The following is a 13,852-nucleotide window of genomic DNA, read 5'->3' as shown; positions in this document are numbered from 1 at the left end:
AAGGGGCAAAGCATTACCGCAACAATTTAGAAATTTTTAGACCATTTTAATTCGGTAATGCTTTGCCCTAAACCTGACAACATCACCCTAAAAGAGGATTTGGAGACCAAATCCCTACATATTTGAAAGGTAGGGTCAAAGAGGATTTGGAGACCAAATCCCTACATATTTGAAAGGTAGGGGCTTGGTCTCCAAGCCCCAATAAGCCTTTCTCTTCTCCCAATAAAAAAAACTTCTACGTAACATGAGTTACTTGCACCTATAGCAATCCTCAATAGGCTATGAGATTGAGTCCCTTTGGGGCGCAATCTCATAGCCAGATCTTACAACTCATTTAGGAGCGCTATATCTACCTAGACAGTTAGTATTTCGGAATGGAAGGATCGATCTGCTCACTCCATGCATTAATACCACCCTGCACATTGATACCATCAATGCCAGCCTGCTTGAGAATGCCAAGAGCCTTCATCGATCGCCCACCCATCTTGCAATGGGCAATCAGCTTATGACCATTTAGCAGAGCCTTAACCTTCTCTACACCATTACCATTTTCGATTTCTGGCAAAGGTACTAATACAGTGTTCGGAATTCTGCCAATTTCCCATTCATTAGGGTTACGGACATCAATAATCACATAATCTGATGCACCAGCATCAATGATGTCCTTGAGTTCTTTAACTGTAATTTCAGCGATCGCTTTTTGTGATTCCATTTCAGTCTCTTTTTGTTGAGGAATACCACAGAACATCTGGTAATCAATCAATTCTTCGATTACAGGACGGACTGGGTTAGGACGCAGCTTGAGTTCGCGGAAAGTCATCTTTAAGGCATCGTAAAGCAACAAACGCCCACTCAGAGTATTTCCTTGTCTTAGAATGATCTTGACAGTTTCAGTAGCTTGGATCACCCCAATGATTCCAGGGAGAATCCCTAAAACGCCACCTTCAGCGCAGGAGGGAACCAATCCGGGAGGAGGTGGTTCTGGATAGAGATCGCGATAGTTGGGACCACCTTCATAATTGAAGACAGTAGCCTGTCCTTCAAAGCGGAAAATTGAGCCGTAGACATTAGGCTTATTTAGCAATACACAGGCATCATTGACGAGATAGCGCGTCGGAAAGTTATCCGTACCATCCACAACAATGTCATAGGGAGCCATGATCTCCAATGCATTAGCTGAAGATAGCTGCGTATTGTACAAATCAATTTGACAATGGGGGTTAATTTCCAAGATCCTCGCTTTTGCCGATTCGATCTTGGGTTTACCGACCCAGCTAGTGCCATGAATGACTTGACGCTGAAGATTGGAGGTATCCACCACATCGAAGTCCACGATGCCAATACGTCCGATCCCTGCGGCAGCAAGGTATAACAACAAGGGCGCACCCAAGCCACCCGTACCGATACACAGTACGCTGGCAGCCTTGAGGCGCTTTTGTCCTTCTACGCCAACCTCAGGCAAGATCAGGTGGCGTGAGTAGCGCTCATAGTCATCTTGGGTGAGTTGAATCGAATTTGGGTCTGGGTTGAGCATGATTAAATAAATCGCACTTTGAATGCGTAAGCGATCGCCTACGCTGATTTGGCGTGTTTTTGTATTTCTATTGTAGTTTCCTAGTTTACGCTTTAAGTAGCTAGGCGCAATTAAATATAAAAACCCAAAAACTACGGCGCACGTTGCGCGTGTGCCATAGTTTTTGACTCTGGTTTTTAATTATGCCCAGCTACTTAATGCAATGTTGTATCTTTGTTGCAGTTGGTTTAACCGCCATAACTACGATCTAAGATTTACAAAAGTTTAGATTGCAAAAAATTAAAGTGTGACTGAATCCACGCATTATTATGGAGCTTATGGATACCCCTTACATTTACTACATTCCGATTTACCCTGATGATGATAATTGCGAAACTCTGATGCACTTATTCATCGGTAAACCCGGACTAGACAACGAAATTCTTACCCTATTAGAAACCCTTGACAATCGCGAACATGAGGGCGAAGCCGTAGACTATGTTCACGAGCTAGAAGACAAATTTGACTTAAAGCGAGTTTCAGTTAGATTTTTGCCGCGAAAACGCGAGCGAGCAGTGCCAATTATGACTTGAGCCATAAAGTTCTTGCAAAACAACAACTTTATGCCCAGCGCCGCAGGTGCTGACCATAACAAAAAAGCCGAAAGAGTATGACGTTGCTTTGCACTGTCGTACTCTTTCGGCTTTTTATAGTGATATCCCCACTTTGGTTAATTTCTGTAAAGTTGACCTAGCTTGTAAAATTAGAATAGATGTAAATAAAGCAGAGCATTAAAATGGCATTTTTTGATTCTGAAATTGTTCAACATGAAGCCCGCAATCTCTTTCAAGACTATCAAGCCTTAACTCAGCTTGGTGGTAGTTATGGCAAGTTTGATCGCGAAGGCAAAATTCTCTTTATTGAAAAAATGGAAGAGATGATGGATCGCTATAAAATTTTCATGAAGAGGTTTGAATTGTCCGATGACTTTATGGCGCAGATGACCCTCAAGCAATTGGAAAACCAGTTAGGTAATTTTGGGATTACGCCTCAGCAGATGTTTGATCAGATGAACATCACTCTTGAGAAGATGAAATCTGAACTGGAACTTCATAATTAGCTTTTAGCGCTTAGCTTTTAGCTTTTAGCGCTTAGCTTTTAGCTTTTAGCTTTTAAATTGTGGGCGTGCAATTACTATTACACCGCGCACTGTCATTTTACTGATGGCAAGGGTGGCGATCGCTTCGCGGATAGTTGCGCCAGTGGTGTAAATATCATCAAATAGGATGACCGATCGCGAGTTTGTCTGCTTAGAAACTTGGGCTGAGGGAACTGTAAAGGCTTTAGATAAATTTTGCTCACGCTCTTGGATAGTCTTGGTTTGCATCTGCGCCTTAGTATCCTTGACCCGTTGCAACAGTTGGGGAGCGCATGGCATTGCAGTCAGATCACAAAAACGACGGGCAAGAATTTCAGCTTGGTTAAATCCTCGCGATTTTAATTTGTTGTCATGCAGGGGAATCGGAATCACTGCAAGGTTTTTAAAGTTTTGGGAAAATTTCCTAGCATCTGGAGATCGCTTCCATCTTTCGGCGATCTTTTCGGCGATCAGTTCCATAATTTCAGGATGATTTTCATATTTGCTAGCAGCGATGCCCCGCTTCAATGTGCCGTCATAAATTCCCCAGCTATAAAGTGGAATCTCTGGAGCGATAGGATGATCTTTTTGAAAGAAGTCTGGTGATTGATAAGCAGTAATTTGCCGATCGCAGTCTTTACATAAAATGCGATCGGCGGGACGTTTGCATAATGGACAATTGGCTTGCCAAAGGGAATCTGTAACGACATTTGCTAAGCGATCAATCCTTAAACCTTTGCTAATTGATGTGAACCAGTTCATGATTTTTGGATAATCGCTTAATAGAGAGTTGCGGCGTAAAGCGCCGCAACTCTCTATTGTTTTTTTGACTAAAAAGCTAGGCAGCAACTGCTTGCTTAAGCGGTTGCCAAGTGACTTGGCGATCGCTTGCGGTTTCAATCACGATTTTTACACGCGGATCGCGATCGGGAATCTGGCTGAGGGTCTCTAGCTCTTCCTTGGAGAGATACTTACCTTCGATCAGCCACACAACTAGCCCCTTAGATTTTGCGGGTAAAGCATTGAGGCGAAATTGGATTGCAGGAGGGATGAAATATGTGCGTATTTCAGTTTTGCCAAGGTGAGAAGGACGCACACCATGAACATCCGTCAGATAACTACTTATATCGCCTAAACCACGCGCCGTAATAAAGAGAATTTCATAACCTGCATTCTTCAAGCGCAGTTGGTAGCGACCTTCATAACCACCTTCTGGAGGAACGCGCATTGCTAAAGCACCTGCTTTCTCTAGGTCTTTTACAATTTTATCGGTTGCAATCAAGGGCATGGTGACATCCTAGGCTAAATGCTAAATATACAGCTAACAGTATTTTATACCAAAACACAAAATGACTACACCATTTTGTGTTTTTAAAACCCTTACTGGGTTTGGTTTTTAATCCATACCTATAGCACTCTCACAACGAGCGCTATAGAAAGCAAAAGGATGCGCTTCGCGCATCCTTTTGCTTTTTAAAAATTTGTTCAGTGTAAAACACTGATTAGTCAATGACTTGGACATCAATATCAATCGTGCCAGGTGGGGTAAGCCGCACAAATTTATTTTGCTGTTCTTGCAAGGGCTCGCCGCAGCTAGGGCATTGAAACTGACTGGACTTCGATGCATTAAAAGTTGCAGCACATACAGGACAATCTGCGGTAATGATGCTGCGCTTAATCCACCATTGCAAACCAAAAAAGGCAACTATAGGGACAACTGTAACTAGACCAATCAAGATGAAGAAGGAGTTAACCAACCAGCCTAGCCCGATCGCACTAAATGCCCAAAAAACAAGCATAGTTGTCAGCCAAAAGCGCACACCTGACCAGCGATCGCCTCCACCACCGCCATTGGGAAAATTATTGCCAAATGTGTAGTATTTCATGAGTTTCAGTCCCTGTATTTACCCTTTATTTGCATGTAGCGATCGTAACACTCTTATCTGATCTTGCCCTTCGGTTACTGAGTATGGTTAATACCAATTCACAAAAGTGTGGGTACACTTTTGTGCTTTTACAACCCTAAAATCACAACCTATAGCAATGTAAGTTTTGCTTAGGAAATTAAACCCAAAAGATGAGTGGCGGCGCTTCGCGCCGCCACTCATCTTTTGGGTTTTGATTTTTGTCCGAGCTATCTCTTACATTGCTATAACTAAGCGTGAGTTCGATATAGCCATTTGCGGCGTGCTTTGCACGCTGCAAATGGCGAAAAATGGTAAGAATCGCTTAGCGATTCTTACCATTTTTCGCTTTCGTCGAACTGACGTTAACTAAGAATGGCGGCTCTTAGAGTCGCCATTCTTAGTTGGGTTGTGAAAACTTGCATTGCCATAGGTCTGAACGCTATAGAATTAATTTTGTAAATTCTGGATCTATTTGCGGAATCAACGTGAACCCTGCTAGAACAATTTGTCTTGGCTTCGTCGCTGTAATCATTTTCGGGGCATTTTTATTGATGTTGCCCATATCCTCTAGCAGTGGTACTTGGTCTAATCCCATAACCTCCCTGTTTACATCCACTTCGGCGGTCTGTGTCACAGGTTTATCAGTGGTCGATGTGGGTAAATTTTATTCACTATGGGGACAGATATTCCTAATGCTGTTATTTCAGATTGGTGGCTTGGGCTATATGACAGCTACTTCAATTCTGTTAATCCTAATCGGACGCAAATTTAGTTTGCGCGATAAAATTACCTTACAACAGTCTTTGGATACAAAGGGAATTCGTGGGGCAAGGCAACTTGTTAAGTCAATTATTGCCGTTACCTTCCTCCTAGAACTAACGGGTGCGATCGCCTTAATCCCCATTTTTAATCAGCGCATGAGTTTTCAGGAGAGCGTTTGGCAAGCGCTTTTTCATAGCGTTAGTGCTTTTAACAATGCAGGATTTAGCCTCTTTTCCGATAGCCTCATGGGCTATGTAAACATCCCTAGTGTCAACATTATTATCGGGCTGCTGATTATTTTTGGTGGCATTGGCTATCAAGTAATTTTAGAAGGATATCTATGGTTAAGACCCAAATTTTCACGCGATCGCGAATATATCTCCTTTAGCCTAACTTTTTGTGTAGTTACTACTACTACGATCGCCTTGATGTTGTTTGGAACTTTATTTTTCTGGTTAACGGAGTTTAGTAATAGTGAAACCTTAGGTAAATTGCCATTATTTGATCAGATTATTGGTGCTTGGTTTCAGTCGGTAACTACGCGCACGGCTGGGTTTAATACGATTGATAATGGCAAAATGACAGTCACTGGGCTATTTATCACGATCGCCCTGATGTTTATTGGGGCAAGCCCCGGTGGTACGGGTGGCGGCATTAAAACCACGACGGCAAGAATTTTAGCTAGCTGCACAAGAGCGGCTTTGCAGGGGCGAGACGAGGTAACGATGTACAAGCTCCAAGTTCCTAATGGTCTAATTTTAAAGGCTGTGGGCGTAGCTGTAGGTTCATTATTTACCGTGATCTGTTCAACAGGGTTGCTATCGCTGACCGATCGCAATATTAGCTTTATTAATATCCTGTTTGAATCAACTTCAGCTTTTGCGACAGTGGGCTTATCAACAGGGATTACATCCTCTTTGTCTTGGTCTGGGCAACTGATAATAATTGCAACCATGTATATTGGGAGAGTTGGCGTATTGTTGCTAATGGCGGCGATCTTTACGGATACTCGTCCGAGTCTGATCAAATATCCTCAAGAGTCAATGTTAGTAGGTTGACTTGCAAAAAGCTTAGCTAAGAGCGCGTTTGAGAAGTTTTGCTTTAGCCCACCTAGCCCCCCAAATTCTGGAGGAGACCAGATTAAAGCTCCCCAGAATTTGGGGATTTAGGGGGCGTAAACATTGGCTCTAGCTCAAAAATTTTATATTGACTTCTCAAACAATCTCTAAGCAATCCCTTGAGTAATATGTAAAATTGGATTTTGTTAATAGCATTGCGTAGCAATGCTATTAACAAAATCCAAACTTAAATCACAATGCAGAATACAGGAAAATTTTGTGGATATATCTTCTTTGAGTTTTTTTCGCAGTCTGCGCCACGAGAATAAGCAATTTGCTGTGATTGGCTTAGGTCGATTTGGAAGATCGGTATGTTCTACTCTTGATCGATTGGGGCATGAAGTATTAGCTGCTGATAAAGATGAAGAGAGTGTTTGTAACGTTCGAGCCAATAACCTAGCAGCCCATTGTATTCAGTTAGATTCTACTAATCCACTTGCTCTCAAAGAATCGGGCATTCTTGAAATTGATACGGTAATTGTAGCGATCGGTAATTTTCTAGAAGAGAGTATTATTACTACCCTCAATGTCAAAGAAGCAGGGGTAAAACATGTAATTGCCAAGGCTTCATCAGAAATTCATGGTACATTGCTCAAAAAAGTGGGAGCCGATCTTGTTGTGTATCCTGAAGCGGAAATGGGAAGGGCTTTGGCGCGATCGCTCACGCAGCGAGGAATTCTAGAACGCTTTGAACTCGATCCAGATAATAGTATTGTCGAAGTGATGGTTCCTGAAGAATTTGACGGTAAAACGATTCTCGAACTCAAGCTACGTGGACACTATGGCGTAAATGTGATCGCGGTTAGTCATGACCAAAAGTTTGAAATTAACCCCGATCCCAACCAAAAGCTCTTCAAAGGATCGGCGATCGTGGTGATTGGTAGTAACAAAAACATTAGCCGCCTTCCCATTTCCTGTGACTTGTTTAATACCGATGGAACTTCCGTAACCACGCAATTACCATTTCATCAATCATCAGAAGTCAAACTCAAATACTGATGTTATACCAATCCGTAAAAGTGTGGCAACACTTTTATGGATTAAAAGCTAGACCCAGTAAAGACTTTAGAATAAAAATAGAATCACAAAATGATGTAGCTATTTTGTGATTTGGTATTACGTAGAAAAGATCGTCATCATGTTTCCATGACATCTTAAAAGAGATTTTGGAGATCAAATCCCTACATATATGTAAAAGTAGGGGCTTGGTCTCCAACCCCCAATTTCAGCTTTCCACGTAACATCATTCAAATTGCTCTTTTCCCCACCTATTTAGCTCTGCCTAACCCTAATGAAACGTGAGTTCGATATAGCCATTTGCGGCGTGCTTCGCACGCCGCAAATGGCGAAAAATGGTAAGAATCGCTTAGCGATTCTTACCATTTTTCGCTGTCGTCGAACTGACTTTAATGAAATATAATTCACATGACTTACAAGAGATGGATTACGGTTATTGGTATTGGTGAAGATGGTGTATTAGGACTAAGCTCCGTGACACGATCGCTAATTGATGCTGCTGAGATTTTAGTAGGTGGCGATCGCCATTTAGCAATGTTGCCTGAATTACTAGAGGATCAGAGATCGCGTATAGTTTGGTCTTCGCCCATTGAGTCTACCATTGAGCAAATTATTAATTTGCGCGGTAAATCTGTATGTGTCCTAGCCAGTGGCGATCCCCTTTGGTTTGGCATTGGCACTACTTTGTTAAAAAGAATTCCCATTGAGGAAATTGTAATTATTCCCTCCCCTTCCACCTTTAGTTTCATATGTGCGCGATTAGGATGGTCGCTAAATGAAGTTGAAACTCTGAGCCTGTGCGGTCGTCGCGCCTCACTTTTGCAAGCCTATATTTATCCAAATGCAAAACTTCTAATCCTTAGTTCAGATAAAGAAACTCCTCAAACTGTAGTAAAAACACTCTGCGATCGCCATTTCAGCAATAGCAAAATTACGATCTTAGAACATCTCAACGGAAGTAAAGAACGCATTATTTCTACAGTCGCTAGTCAATTTGAGAACTTGCCTGAATTAGCCGATCTTAATGCGATCGCCGTGGAATGTATTCCTAGTCCTAATGCAAAAATTCTATCGCGAATGGTAGGGCTTTCCGATGATGCTTTTTACCATGATGGACAGTTAACTAAGCAGGAAGTTAGAGCAATCACCCTATCTACGCTTGCGCCTAATGCTGGCGAATTACTCTGGGATGTCGGTGCTGGGTGCGGTTCTATCGGGATTGAATGGATGCGAAGCCATCCTCGTTGTCAAGCGATCGCTATCGAAAAATCTCGTACCCATTTCATCGCTGAAAATGCGATTGCCCTCGGCACGCCAAATCTCAAAATTATTAAGGGCAAAGCTCCTGAAGTTTTACAAGGTTTACCAACTCCTGACGCTATTTTTATCGGTGGTGGTGCGACTGTTCCCGAATTGTTTGAGACTTGCTGGGAAAATCTGCGATCGCAGGGGCGTTTGGTAGCAAATGTAGTCACCCTTGAGGGTGAGCAGAAATTATTCCAGTGGCAGCAAAAATATGGTGGCACACTTACCCAGATTTCGATCAGTCGTGCTGAAGCGATCGGTTCTTTTCTAGGTTGGAAGCCGATGAGACCTGTGATCCAATGGCTAATAACTAAGCCCTGACCAAGCTTTCTATATATAGCAATGTAAGTTTTGCTTAGGACATAAAACCAAAAAGACGAGTGGCGGCGCGAAGCGCCGCCACTCGTCTTTTTGGTTTTGATTTGTCCTATTTATCTTTTGCGTTGCTATACCATCAAAAAGTATAGGGTTTGGTATAGCAAAGTAGGTTTTTAGTTTAACGTGAGTTCGATATAGCCATTTGCGGCGTGCTTCGCACGCCGCAAATGGCGAAAAATGGTAAGAATCGCTTAGCGATTCTTACCATTTTTCGCTTTCGTCGAACTGACGTTAGTTTAAGAACCCATTTAAGAATTACTTTCTGCGGTTAAAAGCTCTAAAAGATCCCCCTCAATCCCCCTTAAAAAGGGGGGCTGGTGGGGATCTAGACAATTCTTAAATGGTTTCTAAAGCGCTTTGCGCTCAAACCTAATACCAGAAGCTACCCCACTCGCTATGCAGGCGGGGCAACTTCTGGTATTAGGTTTTAATGATGGTGAGCTACTTATTAGAGAAGGTTTTAGAGATTTGGAAGGCGCATTTGAAGGTTACACCAAATGGATCGCACAACAGTTATGATTTTGCTATGCGATCGCGAATTTCTTGGCGCAATAACTTGCCAGAGGCTGCTTTTGGCAAAGATTCCCAAATGTAGATTGATTTGGGTAACTTATATCTAGCTAGAGACCTCTGCTCACAAAAGCTTCTAATTTCTGCCAGTGATAATTGAGATTCAGTAACAATTACCGCCACAACTATTTCCCCCCATTCGCGATCGCCTAAGCCCACCACACAGACCTCGGCGATTGCAGGGTGTGCTAATAAAATCGACTCAATTTCAGTTGGATAAACATTTTCACCACCACTAATAATCAAATCAGAACGACGACTGACGACATACAGATATCCATCGCGATCGAGATAGCCCAAATCTCCTGTATAAAACCAACCATCTCGAATTGCCTTATCATCAGCATGATGGAGATAGCCACCCATCACGCTTAATCCTTGAACTAGAATTTGACCGATCACCCCAACCTCAAGATCCTGTTGATGTTCATCCACAATTCGCAGACGATTTCCGAAAAGTGGTAACCCCGATGAGCCTCGCTTTATAGCAACTTCATGGGGTAATAGTGTCGTAATCTGGGAAGCTGTCTCCGTCATGCCATAGGTCGGCATTATCGGCAAATTCGATTGCAAGCAGCGATCAATCAGTTCTGAACTCGTAGGTGCGCCCCCCAATAGGATTGCTCGTAATTTCTGCAAATTTTGCCAGTTGGGATGTTGCAGTAAACGAGTTAGCATCGTTGGCACAAGGGAAATGATTGTCACCTTCTCAAAAGCGATCGCCTCCAGTACTTCCTGCTCTTCAAATTTGGGCAACAGCGTAATCGTCGTTCCATTAATTACACTGCGCCAAGCGATCGCCAAACCTCCTACATGAAATAGAGGCATACACAGCAACCAGTTATCATCTGGATTAATACCTAACTGCAAAGCTGAGGCGATCGCGCTATGGAAGTGATTGCTATAAGTTAAGGTCACTCCCTTAGGCTTGCCCGTTGTTCCAGATGTATAGAAGATACCTTGTATTTTTTCTAGATTAATTAAGCCCTCACCCCTAACCCCTCTCCCAGAGGGAGAGGGGAACATGTCTCTTCCCCCTCTCCCTCTGGGAGAGGGGGCTGGGGGGTGAGGGCAATTCTCAACTACTAACTCCTTGAGTTGACTTCCTAAATGATTAGCAGTCAGTTGAGTAAATTCATCGCAAACTAAATATTTGGTCTGACTATTTTCTATTTGCCAGCGTATTTCCTCAGTAGTGAGGCGAATATTCAGAAAAACAGCTATGGCTTCACACCTAACTAAGGCATGAACAAGCATGATATATCTAGGTTGATTAGTTAGTAACAAACCAACGCGATCGCCTGCTTTTATCCCCAAGGTTTGCAAGTAATCTACCCAGTAATTAACATCCTCTTCTAGTTGAGAGTAAGTCCAATACTCTGATTTTTGGCTGATCGTAGATTTAAAAATTAAGGCGATCTCACTTTTTTTCTGCACTGAGCGTTGTGATAGCCAATTGGGGAATTTCATAATATCGCGATATGATAGTTAGCATAGGCAGCACTTTACCAAGTGCATACTCATACCAAAATGGTTTAGCCATTTTGTGTTTTTAAAACCCTTACTGGTTTTGGTTCTCAATTCATAAAAGCGTGAAGACTCTTTTATGAATTGGTATAACTATAGCGTTTTGCAAATGCGTACATACTCGTTCGCAAAACAACAAAACAAGCACAGTAAAGGTTTTGAGTTTTAATTCTGCTTACGGTAAAATTAAAACTTCTACACTATAAAATTTTATGGAGTAATGGCAATGAATCCATTTGGTGGCATCGTCCAAAAAGCATTTTATCTAGGTCTAGGCTTGGCGACTGTCGCAGGTGAGAAAGCAGGAGAAACTCTGGGGGAACTCCGCACACAGGCTAGCAAGTTAGCCGATGAGCTAGTTGAACGCGGTGAAATGACTACCGAAGAAGCAAGAAAATTTGTAGATGATCTGGTGCGTAATTCTCAAAAGCCGATCAGCGAATCACAAAACTCACCAAATCCTAGTGGCAAAGATACCCCCCGCACAATTTCCATTGATGATGAGGAAGAAGTTAATTCTAGCCAACCTGTCAACGATGTGGATTCTCTTAAGAGCAAAGTTCAAGCTTTACAGGATGAACTAAAACGATTGCAGAAATAGCATCTGTAGTACAGCGCTTTGCGCTCAAACCCAAACCAAGAAAAAAATTGAAAGCGTTGTCTTGCAACGCTTTCAATTTTTTTCTTGTGGCTCGTTTGATCAGCAATTGCTGTAAAAACCAGAAAAATTTTTAAAAGTCCGTCGTTGGCGGTTTTTCAAAGGACTGATTTTAATGTTTCCAGTGCCTTTGGCGCTGGAAACATTAAAATCAGTCTTATAATGAGAATTGCTACTACTATGTGTAGCAAATTTTTAGGCTCAGCAAAGTGTGTGATGATGGTATAATAAGTTTCGCAAAAAACCTGTGTTTAACTTGCTTTTTTAATAACTCGCCGATGTAGCACAGGGGTAGTGCAGCTGATTCGTAATCAGCAGGCCGTGAGTTCAAATCTCATCATCGGCTTATTTTTGTTTTTCACGACTCAAAAAGCCTTGCTTTGCAAGGCTTTTTGAGTCGTGAAAAATTAATAATCTCACATAATCTAAGGTCAATAAGTAGGCTAATACCAAAACAAAAAATGGCGTGTAGCCATTTTTTGTTTTTAAAAACCTTACTGGGTTTAGTTTTTAATTCACAAAAGTATTGCAACACTTTTGTGAATTGGTATAACTAGCAGTTTGCGTAAAGTGATTAAATCCCAACAGTTTTTCCCGACTGATGGATGAGGCTGCTTTCAATTCCATATCGATTTTAACAGGTTGCTAGGTGTGCGATCGCCTATTACCCATAGCACCTCATGCTAAAATCAACCCAGCATATCTCTAGGGAGTTACTATGCAAATCATAGAAGCACCGATTAAAGCCACTGATTCCCCAACAGTCCCCCCTGCAACCCTTACCCTCCCCGATCATAAGCAACTACCAGACTCAGACGGAACCTTTGTGAAAAACTTTCAGGAACACCCACAAAGTATTGTTTTAACTAGCTCGATCACTCCAATTCTCGAAAAATTGCATCCCGATGGACGCTATTGCATCGGTCAAGATAGCGGCATTTATTGGCGGCTCATGGAACCACCTGAAAAGGGAGCCGAAGCCCCTGACTGGTTTTATGTGCCGAATGTGCTGCCGATGTTGGATGGTGAATATCGCCGTTCTTATGTTTTATGGAAAGAGTATGTCGCGCCATTGATTGCCATTGAATTTGTGTCTGGAAATGGAGCCGAAGAAAGAGATACAACACCGCCCAGTGAAACTGAAAAAGCAGGTAAATTCTGGGTTTACGAACAAGCAATTCGGATTCCCTTTTATGTGATTTTTGACGGATTTAGAGACAATATTGAGGCATATCAATTGATTAATGGTCGCTATGCCAAGATGCAACCTAATCAACGCGGGCATTACTCTATTTTGCCAATGGGTGTAGAACTGGGGATGATCTTAGAGAATGGTGTATCTTGGTTGCGCTGGTGGGATGAGTCTGGCAATTTATTACTAACAGGCGATGAAAGGGCGATCGCGGAAAAACAGGCGCGATTAAATGCTGAAGCGATCGCCGATCAGCAAAAGGCGATCGCTGAGCAAGCAGCTTTAGCCCAACAACAAGCCGAGGCGATCGCCGATCAAGAACGTCAACAAAAAGAAAAACTAGCAAATTATTTAAGATCGATTGGAGTCGATCCTGACACTCTTAAATAATTCTCCAGTTAGATAGAACAAACAAAACCCAAAATATAAGTAGCGGCGCTTTGCGCCGCTACTTATATTTTGGGTTTTATGTCTCAAGTAAACCTTTGATTGCTATAGCGAAATCACCTTTGCGCCGCTACTTATATTTTGGGTTTTATGTCTCAAGTAAACCTTTGATTGCTATAGCGAAATCACTAACAGCACAACCAGATTTTTTTTAGCAGATAAGGGTCTGTTTTTGGTTTAAGTAGCTCACTATAATTAACGTCAGTTCGACGGAGTAGACAAAAGCAAAAGAAAAGCTGAGACTAGGTTTGACAAACTAAAAGCCTCAGCAATATGAACAGTATCGTATCGCACTTGGATATCACGCGAATCTTCTGTGA

12 protein-coding genes and 1 tRNA gene are annotated in these 13,852 nt (G+C 42.2%); 8 read left to right on the top strand and 5 right to left on the bottom strand.

Annotated features, from left to right (window positions below; all coding sequences use genetic code 11):
• Window positions 1-361: 361 nt before the first annotated feature.
• A complete protein-coding gene (gene moeB, locus VB775_RS19840; protein WP_281007957.1) occupies window positions 362-1,534 on the bottom strand; it encodes a molybdopterin-synthase adenylyltransferase MoeB in 1,173 nt (390 codons plus the stop codon).
• 317 nt (window positions 1,535-1,851) lie between these two features.
• On the opposite strand from moeB, the gene VB775_RS19835 reads away from it, so the two are divergent.
• Complete coding sequence (locus VB775_RS19835) at window positions 1,852-2,106, top strand: hypothetical protein (protein WP_281007958.1); 255 nt, start codon at window positions 1,852-1,854, stop codon at window positions 2,104-2,106.
• A 203-nt stretch (window positions 2,107-2,309) separates the two neighbouring features.
• The gene (locus VB775_RS19830) at window positions 2,310-2,633 is read left to right on the top strand and encodes a DUF1825 family protein (RefSeq protein ID WP_094529010.1); all 324 of its coding nucleotides are present in this window, start codon (window positions 2,310-2,312) and stop codon (window positions 2,631-2,633) included.
• 45 nt (window positions 2,634-2,678) lie between these two features.
• Here the strand turns inward: VB775_RS19830 and VB775_RS19825 are convergent, their stop codons facing one another.
• The 3 genes from VB775_RS19825 to VB775_RS19815 all read right to left on the bottom strand — a co-directional run bounded on the left by VB775_RS19825 (window position 2,679) and on the right by VB775_RS19815 (window position 4,537).
• Window positions 2,679-3,413 carry a ComF family protein gene (locus VB775_RS19825; protein WP_281007959.1) on the bottom strand — a complete coding sequence of 245 codons (735 nt, stop codon included), beginning with the start codon at window positions 3,411-3,413 and terminating at the stop codon, window positions 2,679-2,681.
• Between the two features lie 76 nt (window positions 3,414-3,489).
• A complete protein-coding gene (locus tag VB775_RS19820; RefSeq protein WP_281007960.1) occupies window positions 3,490-3,939 on the bottom strand; it encodes an NAD(P)H-quinone oxidoreductase subunit N in 450 nt (149 codons plus the stop codon).
• Window positions 3,940-4,153: 214 nt separating this feature from the next.
• On the bottom strand, window positions 4,154-4,537 hold the full coding sequence (locus VB775_RS19815) for a hypothetical protein (RefSeq protein ID WP_281007961.1): 384 nt from the start codon (window positions 4,535-4,537) through the stop codon (window positions 4,154-4,156).
• Window positions 4,538-5,043: 506 nt separating this feature from the next.
• On the opposite strand from VB775_RS19815, the gene VB775_RS19810 reads away from it, so the two are divergent.
• The 3 genes from VB775_RS19810 to cbiE all read left to right on the top strand — a co-directional run bounded on the left by VB775_RS19810 (window position 5,044) and on the right by cbiE (window position 9,081).
• Window positions 5,044-6,378, top strand: a complete 1,335-nt coding sequence (locus VB775_RS19810; RefSeq protein WP_281007962.1) for a TrkH family potassium uptake protein — start codon at window positions 5,044-5,046, stop codon at window positions 6,376-6,378.
• A gap of 279 nt (window positions 6,379-6,657) precedes the next feature.
• Window positions 6,658-7,437 carry a potassium channel family protein gene (locus VB775_RS19805; protein WP_281007963.1) on the top strand — a complete coding sequence of 260 codons (780 nt, stop codon included), beginning with the start codon at window positions 6,658-6,660 and terminating at the stop codon, window positions 7,435-7,437.
• 426 nt (window positions 7,438-7,863) lie between these two features.
• Window positions 7,864-9,081, top strand: a complete 1,218-nt coding sequence (gene cbiE, locus VB775_RS19800) for a precorrin-6y C5,15-methyltransferase (decarboxylating) subunit CbiE (RefSeq protein WP_281007964.1) — start codon at window positions 7,864-7,866, stop codon at window positions 9,079-9,081.
• A 570-nt stretch (window positions 9,082-9,651) separates the two neighbouring features.
• Here the strand turns inward: cbiE and menE are convergent.
• Window positions 9,652-11,178 (bottom strand): o-succinylbenzoate--CoA ligase, encoded by a 1,527-nt coding sequence (menE, locus tag VB775_RS19795; RefSeq protein WP_281007965.1) that lies wholly within the window; start codon window positions 11,176-11,178, stop codon window positions 9,652-9,654.
• Between the two features lie 283 nt (window positions 11,179-11,461).
• Here menE and VB775_RS19790 point away from each other — a divergent pair, with 283 nt between their 5' ends.
• From VB775_RS19790 to VB775_RS19780, 3 genes are all read left to right on the top strand, one after another.
• Entirely contained in the window at window positions 11,462-11,836 is a 375-nt protein-coding gene (locus VB775_RS19790) for a phasin family protein (protein WP_281007966.1), read from the top strand.
• A 331-nt stretch (window positions 11,837-12,167) separates the two neighbouring features.
• Window positions 12,168-12,239: transfer RNA gene (locus VB775_RS19785), tRNA-Thr, on the top strand.
• Window positions 12,240-12,611: 372 nt separating this feature from the next.
• Complete coding sequence (locus VB775_RS19780) at window positions 12,612-13,475, top strand: Uma2 family endonuclease (protein ID WP_281007967.1); 864 nt, start codon at window positions 12,612-12,614, stop codon at window positions 13,473-13,475.
• Window positions 13,476-13,852 lie beyond the last annotated feature (377 nt).

It is taken from the genome of Pseudanabaena sp. CCNP1317, assembly GCF_034931345.1.
In the GTDB taxonomy this organism is placed as follows: domain Bacteria; phylum Cyanobacteriota; class Cyanobacteriia; order Pseudanabaenales; family Pseudanabaenaceae; genus Pseudanabaena; species Pseudanabaena galeata.
The sequence above is the reverse complement of the archived record's forward strand: the minus strand, read 5'-3'. Positions and strand labels throughout refer to the sequence as shown.

Excerpts from the sequence above, each read along its gene's own strand:
- VB775_RS19790 (WP_281007966.1), top strand. The coding sequence starts at position 11,462 with ATGAATCCATTTGGTGGCATCGTCCAAAAAGCATTTTATCTAGGTCTA.
- cbiE (WP_281007964.1), top strand. The coding sequence starts at position 7,864 with ATGACTTACAAGAGATGGATTACGGTTATTGGTATTGGTGAAGATGGT.
- VB775_RS19825 (WP_281007959.1), bottom strand. The coding sequence starts at position 3,413 with ATGAACTGGTTCACATCAATTAGCAAAGGTTTAAGGATTGATCGCTTA.
- VB775_RS19830 (WP_094529010.1), top strand. The coding sequence starts at position 2,310 with ATGGCATTTTTTGATTCTGAAATTGTTCAACATGAAGCCCGCAATCTC.
- VB775_RS19820 (WP_281007960.1), bottom strand. The coding sequence starts at position 3,939 with ATGCCCTTGATTGCAACCGATAAAATTGTAAAAGACCTAGAGAAAGCA.
- menE (WP_281007965.1), bottom strand. The coding sequence starts at position 11,178 with ATGAAATTCCCCAATTGGCTATCACAACGCTCAGTGCAGAAAAAAAGT.
- VB775_RS19780 (WP_281007967.1), top strand. The coding sequence starts at position 12,612 with ATGCAAATCATAGAAGCACCGATTAAAGCCACTGATTCCCCAACAGTC.
- VB775_RS19835 (WP_281007958.1), top strand. The coding sequence starts at position 1,852 with ATGGATACCCCTTACATTTACTACATTCCGATTTACCCTGATGATGAT.
- VB775_RS19815 (WP_281007961.1), bottom strand. The coding sequence starts at position 4,537 with ATGAAATACTACACATTTGGCAATAATTTTCCCAATGGCGGTGGTGGA.
- moeB (WP_281007957.1), bottom strand. The coding sequence starts at position 1,534 with ATGCTCAACCCAGACCCAAATTCGATTCAACTCACCCAAGATGACTAT.